The sequence below is a fragment of the Afipia sp. GAS231 genome (assembly GCF_900103365.1).
Taxonomy (GTDB): domain Bacteria; phylum Pseudomonadota; class Alphaproteobacteria; order Rhizobiales; family Xanthobacteraceae; genus Bradyrhizobium.
The window spans coordinates 4,220,588-4,244,763 of the sequence record NZ_LT629703.1 but is presented as its reverse complement, the minus strand read 5'-3'; the positions used below and the strand labels follow the sequence as shown (position 1 = coordinate 4,244,763).

The 24,176-nt window shown below is 63.5% G+C and carries 21 protein-coding genes; 10 read left to right on the top strand and 11 right to left on the bottom strand.

The window, feature by feature from the left end; all coding sequences use genetic code 11:
• Positions 1-170: 170 nt before the first annotated feature.
• Positions 171-1,979 (top strand): allophanate hydrolase, encoded by a 1,809-nt coding sequence (gene atzF, locus BLS26_RS19930; RefSeq protein ID WP_092513925.1) that lies wholly within the window; start codon positions 171-173, stop codon positions 1,977-1,979.
• A 56-nt stretch (positions 1,980-2,035) separates the two neighbouring features.
• Here the strand turns inward: atzF and BLS26_RS19925 are convergent, their stop codons facing one another.
• From BLS26_RS19925 to BLS26_RS19880, 10 genes are all read right to left on the bottom strand, one after another.
• Complete coding sequence (locus tag BLS26_RS19925; protein WP_092513248.1) at positions 2,036-2,980, bottom strand: IS110 family transposase; 945 nt, start codon at positions 2,978-2,980, stop codon at positions 2,036-2,038.
• Positions 2,981-3,217: 237 nt separating this feature from the next.
• Positions 3,218-3,952 carry a GntR family transcriptional regulator gene (locus BLS26_RS19920; protein ID WP_092513923.1) on the bottom strand — a complete coding sequence of 245 codons (735 nt, stop codon included), beginning with the start codon at positions 3,950-3,952 and terminating at the stop codon, positions 3,218-3,220.
• 2 nt (positions 3,953-3,954) lie between these two features.
• Positions 3,955-4,344, bottom strand: a complete 390-nt coding sequence (gene hpxZ, locus BLS26_RS19915) for an oxalurate catabolism protein HpxZ (protein ID WP_092513921.1) — start codon at positions 4,342-4,344, stop codon at positions 3,955-3,957.
• 2 nt (positions 4,345-4,346) lie between these two features.
• On the bottom strand, positions 4,347-5,723 hold the full coding sequence (locus tag BLS26_RS19910; RefSeq protein ID WP_092518285.1) for an AtzE family amidohydrolase: 1,377 nt from the start codon (positions 5,721-5,723) through the stop codon (positions 4,347-4,349).
• Positions 5,724-5,751: 28 nt separating this feature from the next.
• A complete protein-coding gene (locus BLS26_RS19905) occupies positions 5,752-5,934 on the bottom strand; it encodes a DUF4089 domain-containing protein (RefSeq protein ID WP_092513919.1) in 183 nt (60 codons plus the stop codon).
• 55 nt (positions 5,935-5,989) lie between these two features.
• Entirely contained in the window at positions 5,990-7,705 is a 1,716-nt protein-coding gene (locus BLS26_RS19900) for an ABC transporter ATP-binding protein (protein WP_092513917.1), read from the bottom strand.
• Between the two features lie 111 nt (positions 7,706-7,816).
• Complete coding sequence (locus BLS26_RS19895; RefSeq protein WP_092513915.1) at positions 7,817-8,716, bottom strand: ABC transporter permease; 900 nt, start codon at positions 8,714-8,716, stop codon at positions 7,817-7,819.
• Between the two features lie 9 nt (positions 8,717-8,725).
• A complete protein-coding gene (locus BLS26_RS19890; RefSeq protein WP_092513913.1) occupies positions 8,726-9,739 on the bottom strand; it encodes an ABC transporter permease in 1,014 nt (337 codons plus the stop codon).
• Positions 9,740-9,931: 192 nt separating this feature from the next.
• The gene (locus tag BLS26_RS19885; RefSeq protein ID WP_092513911.1) at positions 9,932-11,554 is read right to left on the bottom strand and encodes an ABC transporter substrate-binding protein; all 1,623 of its coding nucleotides are present in this window, start codon (positions 11,552-11,554) and stop codon (positions 9,932-9,934) included.
• Positions 11,555-11,845: 291 nt separating this feature from the next.
• Complete coding sequence (locus BLS26_RS19880; RefSeq protein ID WP_244541631.1) at positions 11,846-13,246, bottom strand: caspase family protein; 1,401 nt, start codon at positions 13,244-13,246, stop codon at positions 11,846-11,848.
• A gap of 211 nt (positions 13,247-13,457) precedes the next feature.
• Here BLS26_RS19880 and BLS26_RS19875 point away from each other — a divergent pair, with 211 nt between their 5' ends.
• Positions 13,458-14,060 carry a hypothetical protein gene (locus BLS26_RS19875; protein WP_157676504.1) on the top strand — a complete coding sequence of 201 codons (603 nt, stop codon included), beginning with the start codon at positions 13,458-13,460 and terminating at the stop codon, positions 14,058-14,060.
• A 45-nt stretch (positions 14,061-14,105) separates the two neighbouring features.
• Positions 14,106-14,546 carry a hypothetical protein gene (locus BLS26_RS19870; protein ID WP_092513905.1) on the top strand — a complete coding sequence of 147 codons (441 nt, stop codon included), beginning with the start codon at positions 14,106-14,108 and terminating at the stop codon, positions 14,544-14,546.
• Between the two features lie 28 nt (positions 14,547-14,574).
• Here the strand turns inward: BLS26_RS19870 and ugpB are convergent, their stop codons facing one another.
• Entirely contained in the window at positions 14,575-15,885 is a 1,311-nt protein-coding gene (gene ugpB, locus BLS26_RS19865; RefSeq protein ID WP_371360650.1) for a sn-glycerol-3-phosphate ABC transporter substrate-binding protein UgpB, read from the bottom strand.
• 271 nt (positions 15,886-16,156) lie between these two features.
• Between ugpB and BLS26_RS19860 the strand changes: the two genes are divergently transcribed.
• The 7 genes from BLS26_RS19860 to BLS26_RS19830 all read left to right on the top strand — a co-directional run bounded on the left by BLS26_RS19860 (position 16,157) and on the right by BLS26_RS19830 (position 24,152).
• Entirely contained in the window at positions 16,157-17,152 is a 996-nt protein-coding gene (locus tag BLS26_RS19860) for a TRAP transporter substrate-binding protein (RefSeq protein ID WP_092513901.1), read from the top strand.
• A gap of 94 nt (positions 17,153-17,246) precedes the next feature.
• Complete coding sequence (locus BLS26_RS19855; protein WP_092518283.1) at positions 17,247-19,238, top strand: ATP-binding protein; 1,992 nt, start codon at positions 17,247-17,249, stop codon at positions 19,236-19,238.
• Positions 19,208-20,953 carry a DUF3369 domain-containing protein gene (locus BLS26_RS19850; RefSeq protein ID WP_092513899.1) on the top strand — a complete coding sequence of 582 codons (1,746 nt, stop codon included), beginning with the start codon at positions 19,208-19,210 and terminating at the stop codon, positions 20,951-20,953. The genes BLS26_RS19855 and BLS26_RS19850 overlap by 31 nt, the downstream gene beginning before the upstream one ends.
• Positions 20,950-21,684 carry a response regulator gene (locus BLS26_RS19845; RefSeq protein WP_092513897.1) on the top strand — a complete coding sequence of 245 codons (735 nt, stop codon included), beginning with the start codon at positions 20,950-20,952 and terminating at the stop codon, positions 21,682-21,684. The genes BLS26_RS19850 and BLS26_RS19845 overlap by 4 nt, the downstream gene beginning before the upstream one ends.
• A gap of 252 nt (positions 21,685-21,936) precedes the next feature.
• Entirely contained in the window at positions 21,937-22,548 is a 612-nt protein-coding gene (locus BLS26_RS19840; RefSeq protein ID WP_092513895.1) for a sigma-70 family RNA polymerase sigma factor, read from the top strand.
• Positions 22,549-22,725: 177 nt separating this feature from the next.
• On the top strand, positions 22,726-22,929 hold the full coding sequence (locus BLS26_RS19835) for a hypothetical protein (RefSeq protein WP_092513893.1): 204 nt from the start codon (positions 22,726-22,728) through the stop codon (positions 22,927-22,929).
• Between the two features lie 248 nt (positions 22,930-23,177).
• Positions 23,178-24,152 carry a hypothetical protein gene (locus BLS26_RS19830; protein WP_157676503.1) on the top strand — a complete coding sequence of 325 codons (975 nt, stop codon included), beginning with the start codon at positions 23,178-23,180 and terminating at the stop codon, positions 24,150-24,152.
• Positions 24,153-24,176 lie beyond the last annotated feature (24 nt).

The following is a 24,176-nucleotide window of genomic DNA, read 5'->3' as shown; positions in this document are numbered from 1 at the left end:
TAATCATACACGGCGCATCGCGCTGGCGCATGGGGCCTGCAGCATTTCGCAATAACTTACGTAAGTACCTGAATATACGCATCCATTTCTGTATCTCAGGCTGCACCTATAATGTACACAATGGCACATCGCTTGCTTCGTTCGAGATGAATTAATCAGCCAACCCAAAGATGGGGCATCCCTTGACTGAAACCGTTGCTGCGATCGTCGCCGCCCACCGCTCAGGCCACATGACGCCGGCGCAAACCGTGGCGCGCAGCTATCAGCGTATCCGCGACTACAACGATCCCGCCGTGTTCATCAGCCTGCGCGACGAGAAGGCGGCGATCGCGGAGGCCGAAGCGCTGACCGCGAAAGGCGGAAGTGCGCTGCCGCTACTCGGCGTCCCCGTCGCGGTAAAGGACAATATCGACGTACTGGGCTTGGCGACCACCGCGGCCTGCCCGGCCTTTTCCTATTCGCCGGCGCAGGACTCGACGGCGGTGGCGAAATTGCGCGCCGCCGGCGCCATCATCATCGGCAAGACCAATCTCGATCAGTTCGCCACCGGCCTGGTCGGCGTCCGCTCGCCCTACGGCATCCCGGTCAATCCGATCCGCGCCGACCTGGTGCCGGGCGGATCGAGTTCGGGATCGGGTGTCGCGGTGTCGGCTGGCCTCGTGCCGCTGGCGCTCGGCACCGACACCGCCGGCAGCGGCCGCGTGCCGGCGATGCTCAACAACATCGTCGGATTGAAGCCGAGCCTCGGGTTGATCTCGACCGCCGGGCTGGTGCCGGCCTGCCGGACGCTCGATTGCATCTCGGTGTTCTCGCTCACCGTCGACGACGCCATGACCGCGCTTGCGGCGATGGCCGGACCTGATGGCGCCGATCCGTTTTCGCGCGACCGGCCGCTCGGCCAGATCTCGGCGTTTCCCGAAAAGCTTCGCCTTGGCGTGCCGCGCAAGGGACAGTTGATCTTCTTTGGCGATACCGCGTCGGAAAATGCCTATGGCGAAGCGCTCGAACGATGGACCTCGCTCGGCGCCACGCTGGTCGAATTCGATCTCGAACCGTTCTACGAGACCGCGCGGCTGCTCTACGAGGGACCGTGGGTCGCCGAACGCTATCTGGTGATCCGCAATCTGCTGGCGTCGTCGCCGGACTCGATCCATCCGGTGACACGCGAGATTACGGCTGCGGGCGCACGCCTGACCGCCGCCGACACATTTGCGTCGCTCTACCGCCTGCAGGGACTGCGGCGCATCGCCGAGCGCAGCTTCGCCCATCTCGACGCGATCGTATTGCCGACGGCGCCGACCGCCTATTCGACCGCGCAGGTGCTGGCCAACCCGATCGAGCTCAACAGCCGGCTCGGCACTTACACCAATTTCGTCAACCTGCTCGACCTCTGCGGCCTGGCGCTGCCGGCGGCGATGCGGCCCGACGGCATTCCCTTCGGCATCACGCTGCTCGCGCCGGCCGGACATGACGCGCAGCTCGCCAGCATCGGCCGCGCCTTCCATGCCGATACCAAACTGAAAATGGGGGCCAAGGGCTTGACGCAGCCGCCACTGGCGGCGCCGTCCACCAGCCTGACCGGCGACGAGATCGCCATCGCCGTGGTCGGCGCGCATCTCTCCGGCATGGCGCTCAACGGCGAACTGCAGGCGCTCCATGGCCGCCTGCTGGAGACGACCACCACGTCGCCGGACTACAAACTCTACGCCCTCGACACCACGCCGCCGAAACCCGGCATGCTGCGCGTCGATGCCGATACGGGAACCGCGATCAAGCTGGAGCTGTGGGCGCTGTCGGCGGCCGCATTCGGAAAATTCGTTGCCGCGATCCCGCCGCCGATGGCGATCGGCACCATCCGCTTGGCCGACGGCCGCGACGTGAAGGGCTTTATGGTCGAGCCGATCGCCGCCGAGGGCGCGCGCGATATTTCCGCGTTCGGCGGCTGGCGCGCGTTCATGGCGGAGAGGGCGGCGGAATAGCTCCGTGTCCCGGACGCGGTGCAGCGTGCAACGCTGCTCCGCAGAGCCGGCAACTGTTATGAAGGCCGTGGTGCGAGGTAGGCTTTCCGGTCTCGCACCATGGCGTTGAGGGTCGTGAGGAGTTTTCGGGCTACGGCGATCAGGGCAAGTTTGGCGGGTTTACCGGCGGTGCGGAGCTTTTGGTAAAAAGCTTTAACCGAACCATCGCGGCGTACGGCGTTGAGAGCGGCCATGTAGAGAGCGTCGCGGACCCGCTTGCGGCCGCCACCGATGGCTCGTTTGCCGCGATATAGGCCGCTATCGACGTTAAGCGGAGCCAGACCAGCCAACGCAGCCACCTGCTTAGGCCCGACGCGACCGAGTTCGGGCATCTGGGCGATGAGCTGCATACAGGCGACAGGCCCGACGCCTGGTGCCGATCGTATCAGACGCGCGTCGTCGGATATCGTCGGCTCGGCCTTGATGAGGGTTTTGATCCTGGCCTCGATCGCCTTGACCTCGCCGTTGAGGAAGTCGATGAGGCGCGCAATGCTTTCGATCATGGCGGGATCACGCGTCTCGCTGCGCCGGTTCTTCTCCTGAGCCCGCATGTGGACCAGTTGATCGCGGCGTTTTGCGAGGAGTGACAGGGCGTTCCGGGCTGGATCTGGCGCCTGTTCGGAAGCCGGCGCCATCGTCCGCGCAAAGCCGGCGAGCATGTGGGCGTCAATCGCATCGGTTTTAGCCAGCCGTCCTCGCGCGCGGGCAAAGTCGCGAGCGCGGGCGGGATTGATGCGGGCAAACCGGATCCTGGCCCGATGCAACGCTTCGGCAAGTTCTCGGTCGTAGACGCCTGTGGCTTCGAATACGACAAAGACATTGCCGCATCGCCAACGCGCCACCTGCTCCGTGATGGCCTGTAGCGCGTTGGCGATGCGCTCGGGTTTGCCGACGGCATCATCAAAAATGTCGAGCGTATGCTTGGAGACGTCGATTCCGACGCAGCGAAGGGATAAGATCATGGGGCCTGTCCCTGTGATGCGAGGTCTGTTGGCGCAGCCTCGTGCAACTGTTCAGGTTAATGGTCGAAACGGGCGGGAGACCGAGCCGGCTTACGGCGTCATGCGCCAGGGACCCAACGGCTTCCCGCCCACCCCATCATGACAGACCCTGCACACACAGGGACCCAGAACTGGACCCCGGCTCTGCAACGCATCACTTCGTGCTGCATTGCGTCCGGGGAACGCAGTCATGCCCGCCTACAGCGACACCGCGTACAGTTCGTACTCGCCGCGCACCAGTTCGATGTGCGCGCGCATCGCGGCCGCAGCGCCGACCTTGTCGCCGCGGAGGATCGCGACCACGACGCGGTCGTGCTCGGCCTGCGATTTCGCCAGCCGGCCGAGATTGCGGAACTGGGCGCGTCGAAATGGCTGCACCCGCACCCGCGTTGCCAAGGTCATTTCGGCGATGTAGGCGTTTTGCGAACCGGCATAGATCGCGTTGTGAAAGCGTTCGTTGACTTCGTGAAAGCGCTCGGGATTGCCGGCATGGCTCAACACCCGCAACTCGTCGTGGATCGCCTCGAGCCTCTGGCGCTCCGTGGCCGTCATCCGTTCGGCGGCGAGCCCCGCGCACAAAGCTTCCAGCTCCGCCATCGCCTCGAACATGCCGGTCAGGCGTTCGAGCGAGGGCTGCGCGACCACGGCGCCGCGATGGGCCCGGGCCTCGACCAGGCCGCTCGCCACCAACTGGCGCAGCGCCTCGCGTACCGGCGTTCGCGACACGCCGAAGCGGCGCGCGATATCGGTTTCGTCCAGCGGCGAACCCGGCGCCAGCACGCCACGCACGATCTCGTCGGCGAGTTGCAGCCGCAGTTCCTCCGCGCGCGTCACCTTGTCCGCTTGCGGCCCGGCCCGGTCGATGCGCCGAACCGGCGTCTCGGGCTCGGAGCCGGACGGCGGAACACGCGAGGAGAGATCATCAAGACTCATGCCTATGATCCCGGTTCATTGATGATGCTGACATGGGCGGCGACGATTCTCCAGCCCTCGGGAAAACGTACCCAGGTCTGCATCTGCCGACCGACCTTGCCGGCCATCGTATCGCGGTAGAACAGCGTCGAGGCCACGGCGGTGCCGCGGCCATAGGTCGAGATCACCGTCTTGTCGGTTTTGCGCATCAGCCCGACCGGCGAGCGCGCGGCGCGGAAGCCGCTGATCGCGCCGTAGCCATAGAGATTCTCGGCAATGCCGTAGCGCAGCGTGCGGGAATCGTTGCGGAACAATTCGTCGAGCACCGCGACGTCGTTCGACACCAGCGCCTTTTCGTAGCGTTCGAATTGCGCGGTGACTTCGGCCAGCACGTCGGGAAGATCGATATCCATCGTTAGATTCCTCTCGGCGCGGGTGCGGCGGCAACGCCCATTTTTTCCAAAGCATATGCTGTGCGCAGCGCGATATCTTCGCGCCACGGTGCGGCGATGATCTGGACCCCGATCGGCATCGGCTCCAACGGCACCGGCACCGCGACCACGGGCAGGCCAATGAACGAAATCGGTTGGGTGTGGATGCCGATATTGGCCCGCACCGGCAGATCGACGCCGCCGAGATTGAACATCACCTGGCCGAGTTTCGGCGCGATGCAAGGCGTCGCCGGCGCGAGAATGACGTCCACGGTCTTGAACAGCTCCAGCACCTGCGCGCGATACCAGCGGCGGAATTTCTGTGCGCGATCGACCAGTGGCGCCGGCACCATCGCGCCGGCGATCAGGCGGTCGCGCACCGCGGGATCGAAATCGTTCGGCCGCTTGCGCAAGCGGTCGAGATGTAGCGACGCGCCTTCGGTGGTGGAAATCACGTAAGCCGCGGCACGGGCGCGCGCGGCCTCGGGAATTTCGACCGCGCGTGTAGCGTTCAGCGCTTTCGCCACCCGCGCCATCGCCTCGACCGCTTCGGGGAAGACGTTGTTCTGGAAATAGCCGCCGGCGATCGCGATCCGCAGGCCCGAAATACCCTGCGCCAGCAGCGGCATCACCGGTTCGACCGGCCGCGTCGTACAGGCGGCATCGTCGGTGTCCGGCCCCTGCATCGCGTCATAGGCCAGCGCGAGGTCGCCGGTAGAGCGCGCGAACGGGCCGAGATGATCGAAGCTCGCCACGAACGGAAACGAGCGCGCGCGCGACAGCCGGCCATAGGTCGGCTTCAAACCAAAAATGCCGCAGAACGAGGACGGCACCCGGATCGAGCCGTTGGTGTCGGAGCCGAGCGCGATCGGCACCAGTGCGCCACCGACGGCGCTGCCGGAGCCGCCGGAAGAGCCGCCGCTCATGCGCGTCGGATCGTGCGGATTGCGCGACGGGCCGTCATGAATGTTTTCGCCGGTGAAGTCATAGGCGTATTCGCCCATGTTGAGCGCGCCGACCAGCACCGCGCCCTGCGCTTCCAGCCGCTCGATCAGCGTCGCGTCACGCGACGACGGCGCAAGATCGCGGTTGATCTTCGATCCGGCGCGGGTGGCAAGACCCTTGACGTCGAACAGGTTCTTCACCGCGAACGGCACGCCGGCGAGCGGGCCGACTTTTTGCCCGGCAGCAATCGTGGCATCGACGGCGCGCGCCCTGGCGCGGGCACGATCGGCGGTGACGTCGGTGAAGGAATTCAGCACGGAATCATGCTTCGCGATCCGCGCCAACGCGGCTTCGGTCACCTCAAGCGCGGAAATTTCGCGAGCGGCCACCGCTTGCGCAATGGCCTCGGCGGTCATCCCGTCGGTGTTCACGGTCATGGTGCGGTCAGGCTGTATAGACACTGGCCGGCTCGGTTTCATCGGGCAACGGGAATTCGTCGACCAGCCGCGCCAGCCTCAGCGATACTTCGAGATTGGCCCGCACGGCGGGACGCCAGGCGTCCTCGACCGGCAAAGCCAGCGCGTTTGAAACGGCGTCGATGTAGACGTCCAGGTGGTCAGCAGCCATTTCACTCCCATCTCTCTTGTCGCGACATGACCGGCTTTGATGAGCCGATCATGCCCTAGTGTACCGGCAACGGCGGATGCGGAATCGCCGTCAGCAGTTCCCTGGTGTAGGCGTCTTGCGGATTGCCCAGAACCTGTTCGGACGAACCTTGCTCGACGATCCGTCCCCACCGCATCACGATGACACGATCGCACAACAAACGTACCACATTCAAATCGTGCGACACGAACAAATAGCTCATGCCCATCGAGGCCTTGAGGTCCTGCAGCAGATTGAGCACCACGGCCTGCACGGAAACGTCGAGCGCCGCCGTCGGTTCGTCGAGGATCACGAGTTTGGGATGCAGCGCAATGGCGCGTGCGATGCCGACGCGGGCCTTCTGGCCGCCGGACAATTGATGCGGAAAGCGATCCAGCAGATTGACCGGCAGGCCGACCAGGCCGGCGAGTTCCTCGCAGCGGGCGCGCAACGCGTCGCCGCCCTTGATGTCGCCCATCTGCATGATCGGATCGGCGATGGCGCGGGCCGCGGTAAAGCGTGGATTGAGGCTGTCGGTCGGATCCTGGAACACCATCTGGATGCTCTTGCGCAGCGGTGTCCGGGCAAAATTATTCGGCAGCATGCCGCCGATCTCATCGCCGTCGAACAGGATGCGGCCCGAGGTCTGGTCCAACAGCCGCATCACCATCATCGAGGTCGTGGATTTGCCGCAGCCGGATTCGCCGACCAGGCCGACGCTCTCGCCATGGCCGACGGAAAAGCTGATGCCGTCGACGGCGCGGAACACTTCGGCCTCCACCGGCGGCTTGCGGCCGAACAGTTTGCCGAGCGTGGCGGTGGCGCCCTGCCGCGGATATTCCTTCACCAGCTTCTCGACCAGCAGCAGCGGTTTGGCGTCGGCGGCCGGCGTCGATGCCGGTGGCGGCGCCGGCAGCGCGGCGGCTTCTTCCTCGGGCAGCAGATCGCGCAGGGAGACGCCGAGCCGCGGCGTCGCGCGCATCAGCTTCTTGGTGTAGGCGTGTTCGGGATTGGCGAAGATATCGGATGATTTCGCGGTCTCGACCACGCGACCCTTCTCCATGACGATGACCCGGTCGCAATAGGCGGCGGCGAGACCGAGGTCATGCGTGATGAGAATGGTCGACATATTCCGCCGCTTGGTCAGCTCGACAATCAAGTCCATCACCGCCTTCTGCGTGGTGACGTCGAGGCCGGTGGTGGGCTCGTCCGCAATCAGGAGCTGCGGATTGCAGGCCAGCGCCAGCGCGATCACGACGCGCTGGCACATGCCGCCGGAGAGTTCGAACGGATAGGCGTGATAGCGCTCGCGCGGGCGGGCGATCTTGACCTGCTCCAGCGCCTCGATCGCCTTCTCGCCGCGATCGGTGACCTGGGACTGCTGTACGTGCTGGCGCAGCACGTCCTCGATCTGGTCACCGACTTTACGGATCGGATTGAGCGCCGCGCGCGGATTCTGGAAGATCATCGAGATTTCACGGCCGCGCAGGTCGCGCATCTGCTCTTCGGTCGCAGTCTTGACGTCGATGCCGGAGAATACCACCGAGCCCTCGGCGATCTTGCCGGCGCGGTCGAGAATCCGCATCACAGCATAGGATGTCACCGACTTGCCGGAACCGGATTCGCCGACGATGCCGAGCGTCTCGCCCTTGGCAACGGTGATGTTGACGTGCTGCACGGCCTTGACGATGCCGCGCCGGGTGGCGAATTCGACCGTGAGATCGTTGACGTCGAGCAGTGGCTGCGCGGTCATGAGGATATCCTCCGCGAATTCCGATCCCGATCCACGCGTACGGGAGCAGGCTTGAGCGACGGCACGATCAGCGCATGGAGCATGCGGAGGATGGCGCGGATGCTGTTCATGTCACGTCCTCCGCTGCGGATCGACGATGTCGCGCAGACCGTCGCCGAGCAGGTTGAAGCAAAACACCGCGATCATCAGCGCCAGGCCCGGGAATAGCGCGATCCACCATTCGCCCGACACCATGAAGCCAGCGCCCTCCGCGACCATGATGCCCCACTCCGCGGTCGGTGGCCGCACGCCGAGGCCGATAAAGGAAAGACCGGCGGCGTTCAAAATCGCGTAGCCCATGGTCAGCGACATCTGCACGATCATGATCGGCATGATGTTGGGTAGGATATGCACCAGCAGGATCCGAAACTCGCCGTTGCCCGACAGCCGCGCGGCCTGCACGAAGCCGGCATTGCGACGCACATTGGCTTCGGCGCGGGCGACGCGGGCATAGAGCGGAAAGTTGACGATCGCGGTGGCGATGATGATGTTCTGCACGGTATTGCCTAGCGCTGCGACGATGCCCATCGCCAGCACGAACAGTGGAAACGCCATGATGGTGTCGGCGATACGGCCGACGATGCGGTCGGTCCAGCCGCCGAAATAGCCGGCGGCGATGCCGGCAAGGCCGCCCATCAAAAACACCAGCACCACGGACGCGACAGCGATGAAAGTATCGAGCCGGGTGGCGACGATGACGCGGCTGAAGATATCGCGTCCCAACTGATCGGTGCCGAACCAGTGCGCCGCCGAAGGCGGTTTCAGCGCAGCCACGGTATCGCTGGCGAGCGGATCGTAGGGCACCACATAGGGGCCGAAGATCGCCGCAAACAGGATCACGACCAGCAGGCCAAAGGCAAAGCCGGTGACCTTGTTTTCGCCGAGCACATAGCGGGTGTGTTCGAAGATCGCCAGAAATCCCGACGTGCGTGCGGGACCGGCGGGTTCAACGGCAGGCGCAACGGTGCTCATGCTTACCCCTTACCCTTCGAGACGAACTCTGGGATCGATGACGCCATAGAGAATGTCGATGATCAGATTCAGCAGCACGTACATGACCGCCATGGTCAGCACGAAACCCTGCACCGGTGCGAAGTCCGACGAGATCAGCGCTTCGACCGCGTAGGAGCCGATGCCGGGCCAGGCGAACACCTTTTCCACCAGCACGTTGGCACCGAGCAGGAACGAGAACACCATGCTGAGCGTGGTGATGACAGGCAGCATCGCATTGCGGAACGCGTAGGTGACGATCACGGTGGCCGGCGACAGTCCGCTGGCGCGCGCGGTGCGGACGAAGTCGGAGGCCAGCACCGCCAGCATCGAGGCCCGCGTCATGCGCGCGATCGGCGCCAGCGAGAAGATCGCCAGCGTCATCGCCGGCAGGATCAGCTGACTGAGCGCGGAGCGGAAGGTCTCGAAATCGCGCGCGATCAGGGCGTCGATCAGATAGAAGCCGGTGACGGCGTTCGGCGCGCTGTAGAACACGTCGAGCCGCCCGAGTGGCGCCGGCGACCATCCAAGCCTGAAATAGAACACATAGACCAGCACCAAACCCGTAAAGAACACCGGCAGCGAAACGCCGGCCGTGGTCGTGATTCGACAGAGGTGGTCGATCCACGACCCCGGCCGGTTGGCGGCAAGCACGCCGAGCGGGATCGCGATCACGATGGAAACGATGAGGCCAAGCAGCGTCAGCTCGGCCGACGCCGGCAGGCGATTCTTGATTTCGGTCGCGACCGGCTGGCCCGTGGTCAGCGAGTTGCCGAAATCGCCATGCGCGAGATCGTTGGTGTAGCGGAAGAACTGCTCGATCAGCGGCTTGTCAAGGCCGAGCTTCTTGCGGATCTGCTCGACCGCTTCCTTGCCCGCCGCCGGACCCGCGAAATATGCCGCGGGATCGCCGGGCAGCGCGCGCGTCAGCAGGAAGGTCACGATCACGACCCCGATCAGCGACGGGATCGCAAACAGCAGCCGCTTGCCGATCATGGTCAGCATGGCACAGGCCCCGCAATTTTCGTTTTGAGCTTTGACACGCACTCCGCTCGGCTCCCTCCCCCCTTGCGGGGGAGGGTTGGGGAGAGGGGTAAGCCACACACACCGGACTCGCGGCCACCCCCCTCCCTAACCCTCCCCTGCAAGGGGGGAGGGAATGAGAGAGTGAGTGTGTCGCGAGCACGCATCACGGCGTTACCCCTTCACCAGCGCGCGGTAATCGAGACGGCGGTGGAACCAGTATTGATAGCCCGAGATGTTCTTCTGCATCGCGACGTTGACGAAGGGCTGATACAGCGGAATCCGCGGGATGTCGGTGAAGGCGAGATCGACCATGCCCTTGACGTCGGTGTCGTAGGTCGCCTTGTCGCCGGCCGCGGCCGCAACGCGGGCGCCGTCGATGAACTTGTCCATCTCGGGCGACTTGTAGCTCATGGTGTTGAAGACGGAATTGTTGCCGTGATAGCACCAGTAGAAGAAGTATTCGGGGTAATCGAGCCAGCCCGAGAACACGTTGGTGTAGAGCGGCATTTCCTTCTTGTTCAGTTCGGTGCGCCAGTTGGCGCCGGGCACCTTGTTGATCGTGGTCTTGATGCCGATCTGGGCAAGGCTCTCCTGCACCAGCACGCACAGCGGCTCGTTGATTCCCGCGAAGTTGAGGTCGAATGAAATCGTGGTCTCGAAACCGTCGGGATAGCCGGCCTCGGTGAGCAACGCCTTTGCCTTGGCCATGTCGGTGAAATATTTGGTTGGCTGCGGCCACGCCACTTCGGTGGCCTTGCCGGCTGATGCACCGAACATCGGATTGGCGAGGCCGAACAGCACCACATCCATGATCTTCTGGTACGGCACCGCATAGGCCATCGCCTCGCGCACCTTCGGATTGTTGAACGGCGGCTTGGTGACGTTCATCCCGAGGTACTGGATGCCGTTGGAGAACGGCAGCGACACGATGTTGAGCTTGCCGGCCGCCTTCAGTTCCTGAAAATCCTTGTTCGGCAGTTCATAGGAGATGTCGGCGTCGCCGCGCTCCAACAGCGCGCGGCGGTTGCCGGCCTGCGGCACCATGCGCCAGATCACGCGCTTGATCTTCGGCAAGGGACCACCGACCCACTCGTCGTTGCGCTCCATGATGACTTCGGTGCCCGCGGTCCACTTCGTCACCTTGTAGGCGCCGGAGCCCGCGGTCTGCTGTTTGGTAAATTCGAGACCCCACGGATCTTTCTCGGAAGCGTTCTTCTTCACCAGTTCGGAATTGACGATGCAGGGCACGATCACGGCGAGATCGGGGATCGTCAGCTTGTCTTTCTTGGCGAAGTCCACCCGCACCGTGTTGTCGTCGACGACGACGAACTGTTCGGGCTTGGTCAGCGAGCCCGCGCTCATCTGGAAGGTTGGAAAGCCGCCGACGCTGACCGCGCGATCCAGCGACCATTTGGCGTCCTTGGCCGTCACCGGCGTGCCGTCGTGGAATTTCGCATTCTTCTTCAGCTTGAAGGTCACCGACATGTCGCCGATGTTCATGTCCTCGGCGAGTTCGGGCTTGAACTTGTCGCGGTCGTAATACGGAACGCCGCCGGGACCTTCCTTCATTTCGTGGCTGATCAGGCGGTCGTAGCAATTCCACGAAACTTCATAGCCGGGCACGTTGGTGCCGACGCCGTGGATGTCGAGATTGTTGGGACCGCCTTCCGAGACGATCAAAAGCGTCTCCGACCGGGCGTCGGCCTTGGCCGCCGACCAGATCGCCGGCGCCGGCGTGAGCGCGCCGGCAGCAGCCAATCCGGACACGGATTTGAGGAAATCGCGACGCTTCATGGGATGCTCCAACGCCTGAGGGACAACGGCATTGGAGCTGGAATCGCAAGGTTCGTGCCAAACCTTAAAGGAACCCTAATATGCTGTTAAGATACTGATATTTAAACGTGATATCTGGATCTAGCCGATCCGGCACACGTCATCGCATCTGTCACATTGCATACAAAGAGGATATTTTGCTCAAAAAATAATCAGTAAATTCCAAGGCTCATTTCTTGAGCGGCGCGCCTCGCATCAACACCCGAGGATGCACGAGGCCAGCCAATCGGAGCCGAAGCAAACGCAAGGCTGCTATTGGCAATAGTCCTCATCGTTGATGCGCAGGCAGCGCGGCGCGGCAATCTGCTTTTGCCGGCCGCAACCTTCCTTGGCATCGATCTTCTTCAAGGCTCGCAGCGCGGCCATGGTCGGGCGATACCAGAGATAGCGCTCGTCGGTGAGTTGCGAAGCACGGCGCAGGCCCTGAATGGTCGTCGTCTCGAATGCGCCGCTACGCTCGCCCGTCATGCAATCGAGCCGCAGCAACTGATCCTGGATCGCCTGCACGAGTTCGCGGCCCTCATAGGCCGGCCCGGCACTGTCGAGCACGGTCACCTCGCGCAACCGCGACGCCGCCGCGCGCGCTTCTTCCGCTTCCGGCGTATCGGGAAACAGCGAAGCCACCAGATCGTACGCTTCGGGCGTCTGCGTCTGTTTCGCCCGCGCCAGCACCGGTGCGGCCGCCGAGGCGGTCGCAGCGAGCACGGCATTCGCGGGTGGCTGCCGGAGATTTGCCGCGATCGGTCGGGCCTCGGCGGCCTCGCGGCTGTCCGGAAACCGCTCGATCAACAGCTGATAGAGCGCCGGATTGCCGGTTTCCTTCGCCGCCGCGAACAGTTGCTCGGCCGGCGTCGGCACCGGCGGCGGCGGAACGAAGTAGAAATCGAGTTCGACCGAGGTGGATTCCCAAGGGATCTGCTGCTCGCCGGTCGCCAGCCTGACCTGGCGGCGAACGCTCTTGAAAACGTCTTCCAGCTTTTCACCTGGCGTTGTGAGCGCCTCCGCCAGCGCCCGCGTGTAGGGGCTGTGCCCATCTTCGCCGTCAAACGCGATTTTGCCCGAACCGGTCGAGGACGCAATGAACACGCCGTAGACCGCGCCCATCGGCACCAGACCCTGCGTCGCGGCCGGCGCCACGCCGGGCGGAAACGGATTATCGCGGCAGGCATCGACGATCAGGATGTTGAGTGCGTTGCCGGCGCCCGACAGCCGGTCGGCGACGCGCTTGACGCTGAGCGATTGCGCCGCGACGTCCGCGCGCTTTTTGATGTCGGCGCTGACAGGCACCAGGTAGTTGACGGAGTCGTTTTCCAGTCCATGGCCGGCATAATAGAGCAGCGACACCGTCCCCGGCCCCCGCGCTTTGATCTTGCGGGCAAAATCCTCGACATCCGACGTCATGCCCTTGAGGTCGCGATCGCCGACCTCGGTAACGTCAAACCCGAGCTGGCGTAATTTCTCGGCCACCAGGCGCGCGTCCCGGCCCGGATTACTGAGCTTTCCGAGCTTGATGTAGTTGGCGTTGCCGATGACCAGCGCCAGACGCGGCGCGGATGCCGGCACAGTCTTGCGCGCTTCACCGGCGGCTGAAGATGGCGAGCCCGGCAAGATCGCCGACATCGCCAGTCCGGCGATCAGCAACAGCGATTTCACCCCACCCCCTCGCATCCGTGCCGTCCATCACATCGGAATCGTGGACGCGACGTTACGCGAAGCCATGTCGGCTGTCATTCTCTCAACTGCTTTCATCGTCGGCATGAACAAATCGCCTGTCATTAAATTGACCGCCAATCGCTTGTATGATTGGATTTTGAAATTGCTTCAGCGATTGCGACTGCCCCCTCACGCCCCGCAGATTTGTGCGATGCCCTATCAGAATTGGCCTGTCGAGCCTGGGAAGCGCTGGCTGCCCTTCGTTGCGGCTGCGGCGCTGCTGATCGGCCTGTCCATGCCGACGGCAGCCGGCGTGCTGAGCGGCCGTGAATTCCAGAATCTTTTGGCCGGCGGGCCCGAGGGCACCACCATCGTGTTTCAGGGCGGCACCGACAAGATCTTCTATTCGCCGAACCTGAAGAACAGGCTGCGGCTGAGCCGGGAGCTCGGGCCGGAATTCCTCAAGCAAAAGATCCTGCAGAACACCGTCACCGAGGGCGTGTTCATCGGCGCCACCATCACAGGCGGGAAGTGGCGCACCATCAGCGGCATCGCCGGCATTGCTGCCGACACCGAAAGCGGTCACGGCGTGCTGACCCTGCTGCAGACCTTTCCGGAAGACACCAACGTCAAGGCATTTCAAAAACGCGACCGGCTCTATGCCGTCGTCATCGTCGAGGACACACCTACGGGCGTCGTGTGCCGCAGGTCACAGTGGGAGAGACTGTTCGGGCTTAAAGGTGTGCCGCGGATGACGACGGTGCCGTGCGAATTCACGGTCGGCAACAGCGTGACACCGGCAGGGGCACAGTAAGCGGATCAGGCCTGCCTGAAGCTGCGGACTAAGGGGGACTGGGCGATGCAATCACTGACGATTGGAATCGGAAACTACCGTGGAAGGCTCGCGGGATTCTGGGTCCGCGGCTTCATCCTGGCGGCTTTGATCGCCTTCGGCGCATTGCTGGCCGACCGGCCCGCCACGGCGGGGTCGTGCGGCGCCATGACCGGCAAGGCCTTGTACGACTGCCTCGCCACTTCACTCGACCATGTGAGCGACCGAGTCTCGCGCTCCAGAGGAGATCCGGAGGCCCCGGTGGCGGCGCGGGCGCTGCAGACCGCCGCCTCGCAATTGCGGTCCGCGACCAGCAAGGCTCAGGCTCTCTCGGCAATCACGCTAGCCCGGTCGGCGATATCGGGGGTCATTCAGCAGGCCAAGGCGGGCGGCAGGGACAGCCAGGGATACGGCGCCATCATCGGCGCGCTCTCGCGGATGGCAACGCTGATTCAGCAGAAGGGATAGCGGAAGGCGTTCGCGGGGCCAGCCTGCGTCAACGATCCGGGTTGGCTCGCTCGAACTGGCGCAGCAAGCGGTTGCCACGCTCGGCGGCGTAATCGAGCGCGGCCTGGGCCGTTCGTTTGCCGCTAAAGGCCTGTTCGAGCTCTTCGTCGATGACGTCGCGGATCAGGACGAACGAGCCCAGCCGGATTCCCTTCGAATTGTCGGTCGGCGGCTTCAATGTCATCTGCTCGATCGAGATCGACGCCCCCGGATTGCGGTCGTAGAACCCCTGCGCGCGGGTGAGGTCGAAGGCCGCACGGGTGATCGGCAGATAGCCGGTGTTCTGGTGCCAGGCGGCCTGGATCTCCGGCCTCGAAAGATAGGCAAAGAATTTTGCCACCCCGGCGTATTCGGCGCGCGGCCGGTCGCGCAACACCCACAACGTGGCGCCGCCGATGATGGTGTTTTGCGGGGCGCCCTGCACGTCGGGCCAGTACGGCACCATGCCGTAGCCGACCTCGAATTTCGAATTGGCCTTGATATCGGCACGGGTCGCCGACGAGCCGATGAAGATTCCGCATTCGCCCTTCTGAAAGCGCGGTTCGGCCGATTGCCCGCGGCCGCTATAATCAAACACCTTCGTGATCTGCCATTCCGCCAGTTGCGCGATGTGACGCACCACCAGCGGATTATTGAAGACCAATTCGGCATCAAGGCCGCCGAAGCCATTGGCCCGGGTAGCCAGAGGCAGATTGTGGAATGCCGAAAAATTCTCGACATTGATCCAGGACGGCCAGGATGTGGTGAGGCCACAGACCGCACCCGCCGCGCGCAGCCGCTTCGCGACCGTGCCGACCTCGGGCCAGGTCTTCGGCGTCGCTTCCGGATCGAGGCCCGCGGCGCGGAACAGATCCTTGTTGTAGTAAAGGATCGGCGTCGAGACATTGAACGGAAACGACAGCATGTTGCCGGCAACGTCGGAATAGTAGCTGGTGACGGCCGGCAGATAGGCGCCGGGAGAGAACGGCTCCGACTGGTCGCGCATCAGTTCGAACACGGGATAGATCGCCCCCTTCGCCGCCATCATGGTCGCGGTCGCGATCTCGTTGACCTGAACGATGGCGGGCTGGCTGCGCGAACGAAAGGCGAAGATCGAGGCCGTCACTGTTTCGGTGTAGCTGCCCTTGTACGACGGCACGATCCGGTAATCGGATTGCGAGGCGTTGAAATCGGCCGCGAGCTTTTCGAGCTGCTTGCCGAGTTCGCCCGACATGGCGTGCCACCACGCGATCTCGGTGGCGGCTTGCGCGGGCGACACCAGCGCGATGGCCGCGAGCGCCGTGAGCTGCAGGAATCTCAAGGCCAGTTTCACTGATGAACCACTCTGCTTCGCCGCTGCCGACGATGAATCTTGGTTGAGCCGCCCTCTTAAATCGCCGGGACGGCGGTTTCAATGCGACTTTCAATCCACCCTTCGGTCTATCCGGCGCTGTCGCAGCGCACAATCCAGGATTGCAGCCGGCCGGCACCCCTCTAGCCAACACCCCTTGATAGCCAACTCTTGGAAAGTTCTGCTAAAAAGCACTGAACCTTTTCGTTCCGCCGCAGACTCTATCAACAAGGGGAATTTGTTGCCAGTGTACCGCCGCGCCGACCTTTCGCGGACCATCAAACTCGTTGTCGCGCTGTGTCTGACAGCCGTCTCAACGGGCGTTTTTGCGCGCGAATTTCGCGCCGCCGATACCCAGAACGAGGATTATCCGACCGTCCAGGCGCTGGGCTACATGGGCAGCCTGGTCTCGGAACGCAGCGGCGGCCGCCACCAGATCAAGGTGTTCCATTCCCGCCAGCTCGGCGAGGAGAAGGAAACCCTCGAACAAACGCGAGTGGGCGCGATCGATCTCAACCGGACCAACGTCGCCTTGATCGGCACGATGGTGCCGTCGATGAACGTGCTGGCGATGCCGTTTTTGTTTCGCTCGATCGAGCATCTGCAGAAAGTGCTGGATGGCCCGATCGGCAGCGAGCTGCTGAACAGCTTTGAGCCCTACGGATTCGTAGGCCTGGCGTTTTACGATTCCGGCGCGCGCTCGATCTACAACAGCGTCCGGCCGATCCGCTCGATCGATGACCTCAAGGGAATGCGGCTGCGGGTGCAGCAGTCCGAGCAGATGTCCGCGACGATCCGCGCGCTCGGCGCCGAGCCGGTCGAACTGCCGTATGGACAGGTGCTGACCGGGCTCTCCACCAAGCTGATCGACGGCGCCGAAAACAACTGGCCCTCCTTCGTCACCACCGATCACTACAAATTCGCCGGTTTCTATACGCTGACCGAACACACGATGAGCCCCGAAGTGCTGGTGATGTCGCAAAAGGCATGGTCGAGCCTGACGCCTCAGGACCAGAAGATATTCCGGGAAGCGGCGCTGCGATCGAGCCGCTTCATGCGCGAGAAATGGCGCGATCTCGAGGAGCACTCGCGCAAGCAGGCGGAAGACGCCGGCGTCAGGATCATTACCGATATCGACCGCAAGCCGTTCGAGGCGGCGATGGCCGGAATCTACGCCAAGGCACAGCGCGACCCCGCGATGGCCGGATTGATCGAACGCATTCGCAAGGTGGAGTGAGTTGGCCGAGACGCCGCAACAGAACGGAGCAGTGGAACGGCCGGCGGGCTTCGCCGCGCGCGGCCGTTTCCGCATCGTTCAGGTACTGCGGGCGGTGCCGATCCGCTGGCGCATCCTGTCGATCGCGGGGTTGAACTCCGCGGTCGTCGTGGTGCTGGCCGCGCTGATCTGGAACGGCGCGACCGTGCTGGGATCGGCCTGGGAGGACGTCCGCCAGGTGCGCGAATCCGACAAGATCCTGGCGCTGCTGGAAAGCGAAACCAGCCGCCTGCAGAACCTGATCCATCGCTACATCAACCAGCCGAGCCCGGAACTGTTCGCCGAAATCCTGCTGCTGCGCGAGGCCGTGCTGGGCACGCTCACCACGCGCGCCTCGACCGACCCGATGCTATCAGGATCGGTCGAGCGGCTGGAGCACGTCACCGACCGCTTCCTCAACGGCTTCGGCGAATTGCGCGGGGTGCAGGCGACCATCACCAAGACCTACGAACAGCAGGTGCTGGGGCCGGCCAAGGAGATGGCCGGGCTCTATTCCATCATCGAGGGCGCCACCGGCCACCGCGATGCGCTGATCTGGCCATCACTCGGCAAATCCCGCGAGGCGTTCACGGCAATGCTGGTCGCCGCCAACTCCTATTATCTGTCGCTCGCCTCGGCCTCCGCCGAAGAGGCCCGCCGCAATACCGAGACGATCGAAAAAACCATCCCTGTGATGACCGACCTCGCCGACAACGACCTGCAGCGGATGGCGCTGACGCGGCTGAACGCGCGGACGCTGGCGCTGCGCGAGGGCTTTGCCAAGCTGACCGAGCAGCTCGCCAACCGCACCGAACTGTTGCGCAACACCATCGACGCCAGCCAGGCCGATGCGATCGGCGCCATCGATGAACTCTCGATCAAGATGCGCGCGCGCGAGCAGAAGGCGCAGGAGACCTTCGACCGGACGTTGTCGGCGATTTCGCGCCGGGTGCTGTCGATCGCGGTGATCTTCCTCGGCATCATCCTGTCCGCCGGCGTCCTGATCGCGTTGTCGATCCGCCTGCCGTTGCAGCAGATCATGGCGGCGATGCGCGCGATCACGTCGGGCGACTACGATCGCGCCGTGCAGGGTACGACCGCCAAGGACGAGGTCGGCGCGATGGCGCGCGCGGTCGAGGTGTTCCGCGAGAACGCCATCGCCAAGCGCGCGACCGAGGACGAACTGCGGGCCTCCAAAGAGAAAGCCGAGGGCGCGCTGCTCGAACTCAACACCGCGCAGCAGAACCTGATCGATGCCGAACGGCTGGCGGCGCTCGGCGGCCTGGTCGCCGGCGTCGCCCATGAAGTCAACAACCCGATCGGCATCAGCCTGACGGTTGCTTCCAGTTTTGCGCGGCGCGTCGAAATGTTCGACCAGGAGCTGCGCACCGAGCCGTTGCGGCGCTCCAAGCTCGACGAGTTCGTCAAGACCTCGCGCGACGCCGCCGGGCAACTGGTGGCGAACCTGCATCGCGCCGGCGAGCTGATCCAGTCGTTCAAGCAGGTCGCCGTCGACCGCTCGCATGCCGAGCGCCGGCAGTTCTCGCTCGGCGAAGCCACCGACCAGATCGTCGCCAGCCTGCGGCCGGTGCTGAAGAAGGCCGCGATCGCGCTGTCTGTGGACGTGCCGGAGGGCCTGATGATCGACGGCTATCCCGGCTCCTACGGCCAGATATTAACCAATCTTTTCCTCAACGCCGCCAATCATGCCTTCGCCGACGGCCGTTCCGGCGCGATCACGATCACGGCGCGGGGGCGCGGCTCTGACGATGTCGAGATCATTTTCGCCGACAACGGGGCCGGAATGACGCCGGACGTGCAGCGCCAGGCGTTCGACCCGTTCTTTACCACGCGCCGCAACGAAGGCGGCACCGGACTGGGCTTGCATATCGTCTATAATCTTGTCACTCAACAGCTCGGCGGCCGGATGATGCTGGAGTCAAGACTGGGACAAGGCACCACATTCCGCATTATCATGCCCAAAGTCGCCAAGGGCAGCCCCACACCAACAGACGCAGCAGCCGACGGAACTCCTCAATGGCCGAACAGGACGATGTCCTCCACCTGATCGACGATTCCGGAACGGTTCCGGAGGATTCGTCCGTACGCAAATGGAAGATCGCCGTCATCGACGACGATGCCGCGGTGCATGAAGGCACCCGCTTTGCGCTGAGCGACTACAATCTGCACGGCGCGACGCTGGAAATCCTCTCGGCCTATTCCGCGGCCGAAGGCCGCACCCTGATGCGCGACAACCCCGACATCGCGGCGGTGCTGCTCGACGTCATCATGGAAACCGACGTCGCCGGTCTCGAACTGGTCGAATACATTCGCAGCGAACTCAAGAACGAGACCGTCCGCATCATCCTGCGCACCGGCCAGCCCGGCCAGGCGCCGGAGCGCCGCGTCATCGTCCAGTACGACATCAACGACTACAAGGCCAAAACCGAACTGACGGCCGACAAGCTGTTCACCTCGCTGACCGCGGCGCTGCGCAGCTACCAGCAGCTCGAGCGCATGGTGCAGACCCGACGTGGGCTGGAAATCATCATCGACGCCGCCTCCACCTTGTACGACTTCAAGTCGATGCAGCGCCTCGCCGAGGGCGTGCTGACGCAGCTCGCCTCGCTGCTCAATGTCGATTGCGCCGGCATCCTGGTGCTGCGCGACGACGGCAACGCCGACAGCGATTTCTCGGTGCTGGCGGGCTCCGGCTGCTACAGCCGCTTCATCGGCACCACCAGCTCGAAAGCGCTCGATCCGGATTTGCGGCAGATGGTGGAAGCCGCCTTCCAGCGCCGCAAGAACGAATTCGCCGACCACCGCAGCGTGCTCTATCTGCGCACCGGCAGCGGGCGCGAAGTCGTGGTACTGCTGCAGGCCGAGCGGCCGCTCTCCGACACCGACCGTTCGCTGGTCGAAATCTTCTCAAGCCGGCTCTCGATCGCGTTCGACAACGTCATCCTTTATCGGCAACTGCACGAGGCCAATACCCAGCTCGAGGACCGCGTCGCGCAACGCACCCGCGCGCTGATGCAGGCCAACCGCCGGCTCTCGGCGCAGTGGCTGCGGCTGCAGCGTGCCAACGGCTTCAAGAACGAAATTCTCGGCACCGTCGCGCACGACCTGAAGAACCCGCTGGGCGTGATCCTCGGCCGCACCGAAATGCTCACCGAGCTGATCGGCGCCGGCTCGCCCAAGGAAAACGTCACCGCGCAGGTCGAGCATATCCGCGACGCCACCAAGCGCCTGACCTCGATGGTCGATCATCTGATTTCGGATGCGATGGCGGATGCCTTCGACATCACCATCCGCCGCGAGCCGGTCGATGTCGCAGCCCTGGTCGCCGAGGTCGTCGACGCCAACCTGCCGTCGGCGGTCAACAAGCAGCAGACGCTCAGCGTGTCGGCGCCGCCGAATTTCGTCACCATGTGCGACGCCGACCGGATCCGCGAGGCGATCGACAACCTCGTCAGCAACGCCATCAAATATTCGCAGATCGGCGGCAAGATCGCCGTCGCCGTCACCCATGAGGGTCACGACACCGTCATTCGCATCGCCGATCAGGGCGCGGGCCTGTCGCCGGAGGACCTCGGCCGGCTGTTCGGCCGCTTCCAGCGGCTGTCGGCCAAGCCGACCGCCGGCGAAAGTTCGACCGGCCTCGGTCTATCGATCGTCAAGCGCATCATCGACATGCATGGCGGCCATGTGACCGCGGAAAGCGCCGGGCCCGGACAGGGCTCGACGTTTACGGTTACACTGCCCGCAACAGAGACGACATGACCCAGAGCCAACACATCATCATCGTCGACGACGAGGCCCCGGCCCGCGAAATGGTCGGCGATTACCTCAAGATGCACGGCTTTTCCGTGACGCTGTGCGACGGCGGCAAGAGCCTGCGCGGCGTGATCGAGACCAACCTGCCCGACCTCGTGGTGCTCGACCTCAACATGCCCGAGGAAGACGGGCTGTCGATCATCCGCGACCTCAAGAGCCGCATCAACGTTCCCGTCATCATGCTGACGGCGACCGCAAGCCCGATCGACCGCGTCGTCGGCCTCGAACTCGGCGCCGACGATTACATCGCAAAGCCCTGCGAACTGCGCGAACTGATGGCACGGATCCGCTCAGTGCTGCGCCGGACCGCGCCGGCCAAGGCCGCGGCGCCCGAAGCGGCCGCGAAGGCGGAGAAGGAGCAACTGGTGCGGTTCGGCACCAAATGGCTCGACCTCGAAGCCCAGGCGCTGCGCGACGACGAAGGCAACGAGCATCCGCTGACGGCTTCCGAATTCGGCCTGCTGAAGGTGTTCGCAGCCAACCCCAAACGGGTGCTGTCGCGCGAGCGGCTTTTGGAACTGGCCAATGCGCGCGACGCCGAGGCCTTCGACCGCGCCGTCGATCTCCGGATCATGCGGATCCGGCGCAAGATCGAAATCGACCCGACCAAGCCCGCCGTGATCCGCACCATCCGCGGCGGCGGCTACCTGTTCTCGCCGACCGGCGACAAGGGTTGAGTCACAACCCCAGTGTCGTCCCGGCGAGTTTTGTTCCCCACCTTGCAGTCAATCAGCGGCCGTCCCTTCCAATTTTCCGCATATTGAAATTACTGGCATTTCGTCCCCGAATGTTTCGTCGTGGGCCCCGCGACGAAACAATTCTCCCCGGCACGAAACCATTTTTCCCTTTTGGTGCAGACGTCCCGAAACGTTGACTATCTATCAATCCTCCCAACGAACCGCCGCCAAGCGGCGAATTGGGAGCCTGTCATGCCGAACGTCATCGCCATCAACGCTGCAGCCCGCAAGTCGATCGTCGCGGCCCGCGCGACTTCTGATGAGATGCTGCTGGAGAGTATTGCCGAAGGCGGCCGTACCGCGATGCATGTGCTTTACTCCCGTCATAACGTCCGGGTTTACCGCTTCGTGCTGCGGATGGTGCGCGACACCACGCTGGCCGAAGACCTGGTCAGCCAGGTGTTCCTCGACGTCTGGCGGACCGCCAGCCAGTTCGAAGGCCGCTCCCAGGTTTCGACCTGGCTGTTGTCGATCGCCCGCTTCAAGGCGCTGACTGCACTGCGCCAGCGCAAGCATGAGGATATCGACCAGGACGACGTGCTCGAGATCGCCGATGGCGCCGACACGCCGGAAGCGTCGCTCGACCGCAGCAACACCAGCGCGATCCTGCGCGCCTGTGTCGCCAAGCTGTCACCGGCCCACCGCGAGATCATCAACCTCGTCTACTATCACGAGAAGTCGGTCGAAGAGGCCGGCGCGATCATCGGCATCCCGCAGAGCACGGTGAAGACCCGGATGTTCTACGCCCGCAAGCAATTGGCCGACTTGCTTAAGGGCGCCGGCGTCGACAGCCTCGCTGCATAAAATACAGCAATTTCAATCGATTAATTGGGTATCGGGAGCGGAGAACGGGCAGGTTTCGACGGACAAAGATTAATTCCGACGAAACAAATGAAACAATCGACGACATCAGGCGGAAAAACTCAGCCCCTATACCCTTAACTCAACAACGCAACACCAACGCCGAACAGGAGAGCGAACATGCTGAAGCCGTCCTTCCGCCTCTTCATTATCCCGCTCGGCGCCGTCTGCACCCTCGCCTCGCTGTCTGCCCAGAACGTCTCGCCCCGCGCCCAGCGCGATGCCGGCGTCACCGTGGTCCATGAGCAGGTGATCGACTGCAGCACCAAGAGCCCCCAGGAGGTCTGCGTGATCTCCGCCGACAGCGGAACCAACCTCCGCTGAGACCGTTTCTACTCTGAAATTCTGACTGACCGATCTTCAACCTCCCAAGTTACCTCCAACGACCCGGCCGGGATGCCCCCCAGCCGGGTCGCTTTGCGTTTGGGGACAACAACCGAATAAGCCACAACGAATGATCCTTGAATCGCTGCGAGCTTGAGGCCTGATCCAGCAACTCCGGCTTGTTACATTTCCGCCGTACAATTGGTCGCTTGACGCGACCGGGCCGATCATGATGCTTGCGGCCGAAGATGGATGCTCCGGTTAACAGAAACGAAATAAGGCTGACCAAGGGCAAATCGCTCCGCGACCGGCTCGTCCTCGCGGGTTTTGCCGGATTGATCTGTTTGTTTTCCATACCAGACCTTGTTGCCGTGACTCACGGTCAATGGCCCGGGATCGGCGGCATCGTTGCGCTGCTATTTGGATGCGCCTTGCTCGGTGCCGTCATTCTCGAACGCCACGTCGTCTGGATTATTACGCCCGGCGAAATCTTGATTGACGAGCAGCGCCCTTCAGGACCGCTGCACAGACGGCTGATCCGAAGCGATGAAATCTCGGAGATGCACCTCCAAAAACACGACATCCCGAGCTTTCTTCTCGCATTCAAACTCCATTCGGGCGACATATTGACTTCGCCGCCTATTCCTGACGTCACCCGGGTGCACGAAATTGGCAGCAGCATCGCCCGCCTGCTTGCCCTTCCCGATCTCGATCCGGCGGAGAACCCGCTCGATGCCAGCAATGCCGCCATACGCCTCGGCCAGCCGGTCGAGTCGAGAAGGGGCGCCGGCCACAGGGTCTTGATCGTGCTTCTTACCCTCGTCCTGAGCTTTCCGTTCGTCCATGCACTCTGGAACGGAGAGCTGTCTGCTCTCGGAATAGGCGTCTGGTCGCTCGGCCTCATCGTGGCGGCTGTGTTGTTCAGGTACGCCTATCGGATGGCCGGAACGTTCTGGATTGTCCGCGACGGCGAAATCAGGGTCGAGCGGCTTTCATTGTGGGGCGAGCCGGAAGCCGAGACGCTTCGTGGTAGCGATGTCGAGACGATTACGGTCGAGAGCGGCTATACCGAAGATAATCGCCATGTCGTCGCGGTCAGACTTCGTAACGGAAAGAAAATCCGGAGCCCGGAATTGGCCGGCAGAGATGAAGCCGAAGCCTTGCGCGCCGAGATCGCGCGGCGATTGAGCGCCTCCAAGGTCGTTACGGTTTCGACCGGGTAGAGCGCCTCTGTCGAAAAGGCGAAG

Excerpts from the sequence above, each read along its gene's own strand:
- BLS26_RS19850 (WP_092513899.1), top strand. The coding sequence starts at position 19,208 with ATGGCCGAACAGGACGATGTCCTCCACCTGATCGACGATTCCGGAACG.
- BLS26_RS19925 (WP_092513248.1), bottom strand. The coding sequence starts at position 2,980 with ATGATCTTATCCCTTCGCTGCGTCGGAATCGACGTCTCCAAGCATACG.
- BLS26_RS19900 (WP_092513917.1), bottom strand. The coding sequence starts at position 7,705 with ATGACCGCGCAGCCACTGCTCGACGTCAACGATCTCACGGTCGAATTC.
- BLS26_RS19840 (WP_092513895.1), top strand. The coding sequence starts at position 21,937 with ATGCCGAACGTCATCGCCATCAACGCTGCAGCCCGCAAGTCGATCGTC.
- BLS26_RS19835 (WP_092513893.1), top strand. The coding sequence starts at position 22,726 with ATGCTGAAGCCGTCCTTCCGCCTCTTCATTATCCCGCTCGGCGCCGTC.
- BLS26_RS19920 (WP_092513923.1), bottom strand. The coding sequence starts at position 3,952 with ATGAGTCTTGATGATCTCTCCTCGCGTGTTCCGCCGTCCGGCTCCGAG.
- BLS26_RS19905 (WP_092513919.1), bottom strand. The coding sequence starts at position 5,934 with ATGGCTGCTGACCACCTGGACGTCTACATCGACGCCGTTTCAAACGCG.
- hpxZ (WP_092513921.1), bottom strand. The coding sequence starts at position 4,344 with ATGGATATCGATCTTCCCGACGTGCTGGCCGAAGTCACCGCGCAATTC.
- BLS26_RS19845 (WP_092513897.1), top strand. The coding sequence starts at position 20,950 with ATGACCCAGAGCCAACACATCATCATCGTCGACGACGAGGCCCCGGCC.
- BLS26_RS19885 (WP_092513911.1), bottom strand. The coding sequence starts at position 11,554 with ATGAAGCGTCGCGATTTCCTCAAATCCGTGTCCGGATTGGCTGCTGCC.
- BLS26_RS19890 (WP_092513913.1), bottom strand. The coding sequence starts at position 9,739 with ATGCTGACCATGATCGGCAAGCGGCTGCTGTTTGCGATCCCGTCGCTG.
- BLS26_RS19895 (WP_092513915.1), bottom strand. The coding sequence starts at position 8,716 with ATGAGCACCGTTGCGCCTGCCGTTGAACCCGCCGGTCCCGCACGCACG.
- atzF (WP_092513925.1), top strand. The coding sequence starts at position 171 with ATGGGGCATCCCTTGACTGAAACCGTTGCTGCGATCGTCGCCGCCCAC.
- BLS26_RS19910 (WP_092518285.1), bottom strand. The coding sequence starts at position 5,723 with ATGACCGCCGAGGCCATTGCGCAAGCGGTGGCCGCTCGCGAAATTTCC.
- BLS26_RS19830 (WP_157676503.1), top strand. The coding sequence starts at position 23,178 with ATGGATGCTCCGGTTAACAGAAACGAAATAAGGCTGACCAAGGGCAAA.
- BLS26_RS19870 (WP_092513905.1), top strand. The coding sequence starts at position 14,106 with ATGCAATCACTGACGATTGGAATCGGAAACTACCGTGGAAGGCTCGCG.
- BLS26_RS19875 (WP_157676504.1), top strand. The coding sequence starts at position 13,458 with ATGCCCTATCAGAATTGGCCTGTCGAGCCTGGGAAGCGCTGGCTGCCC.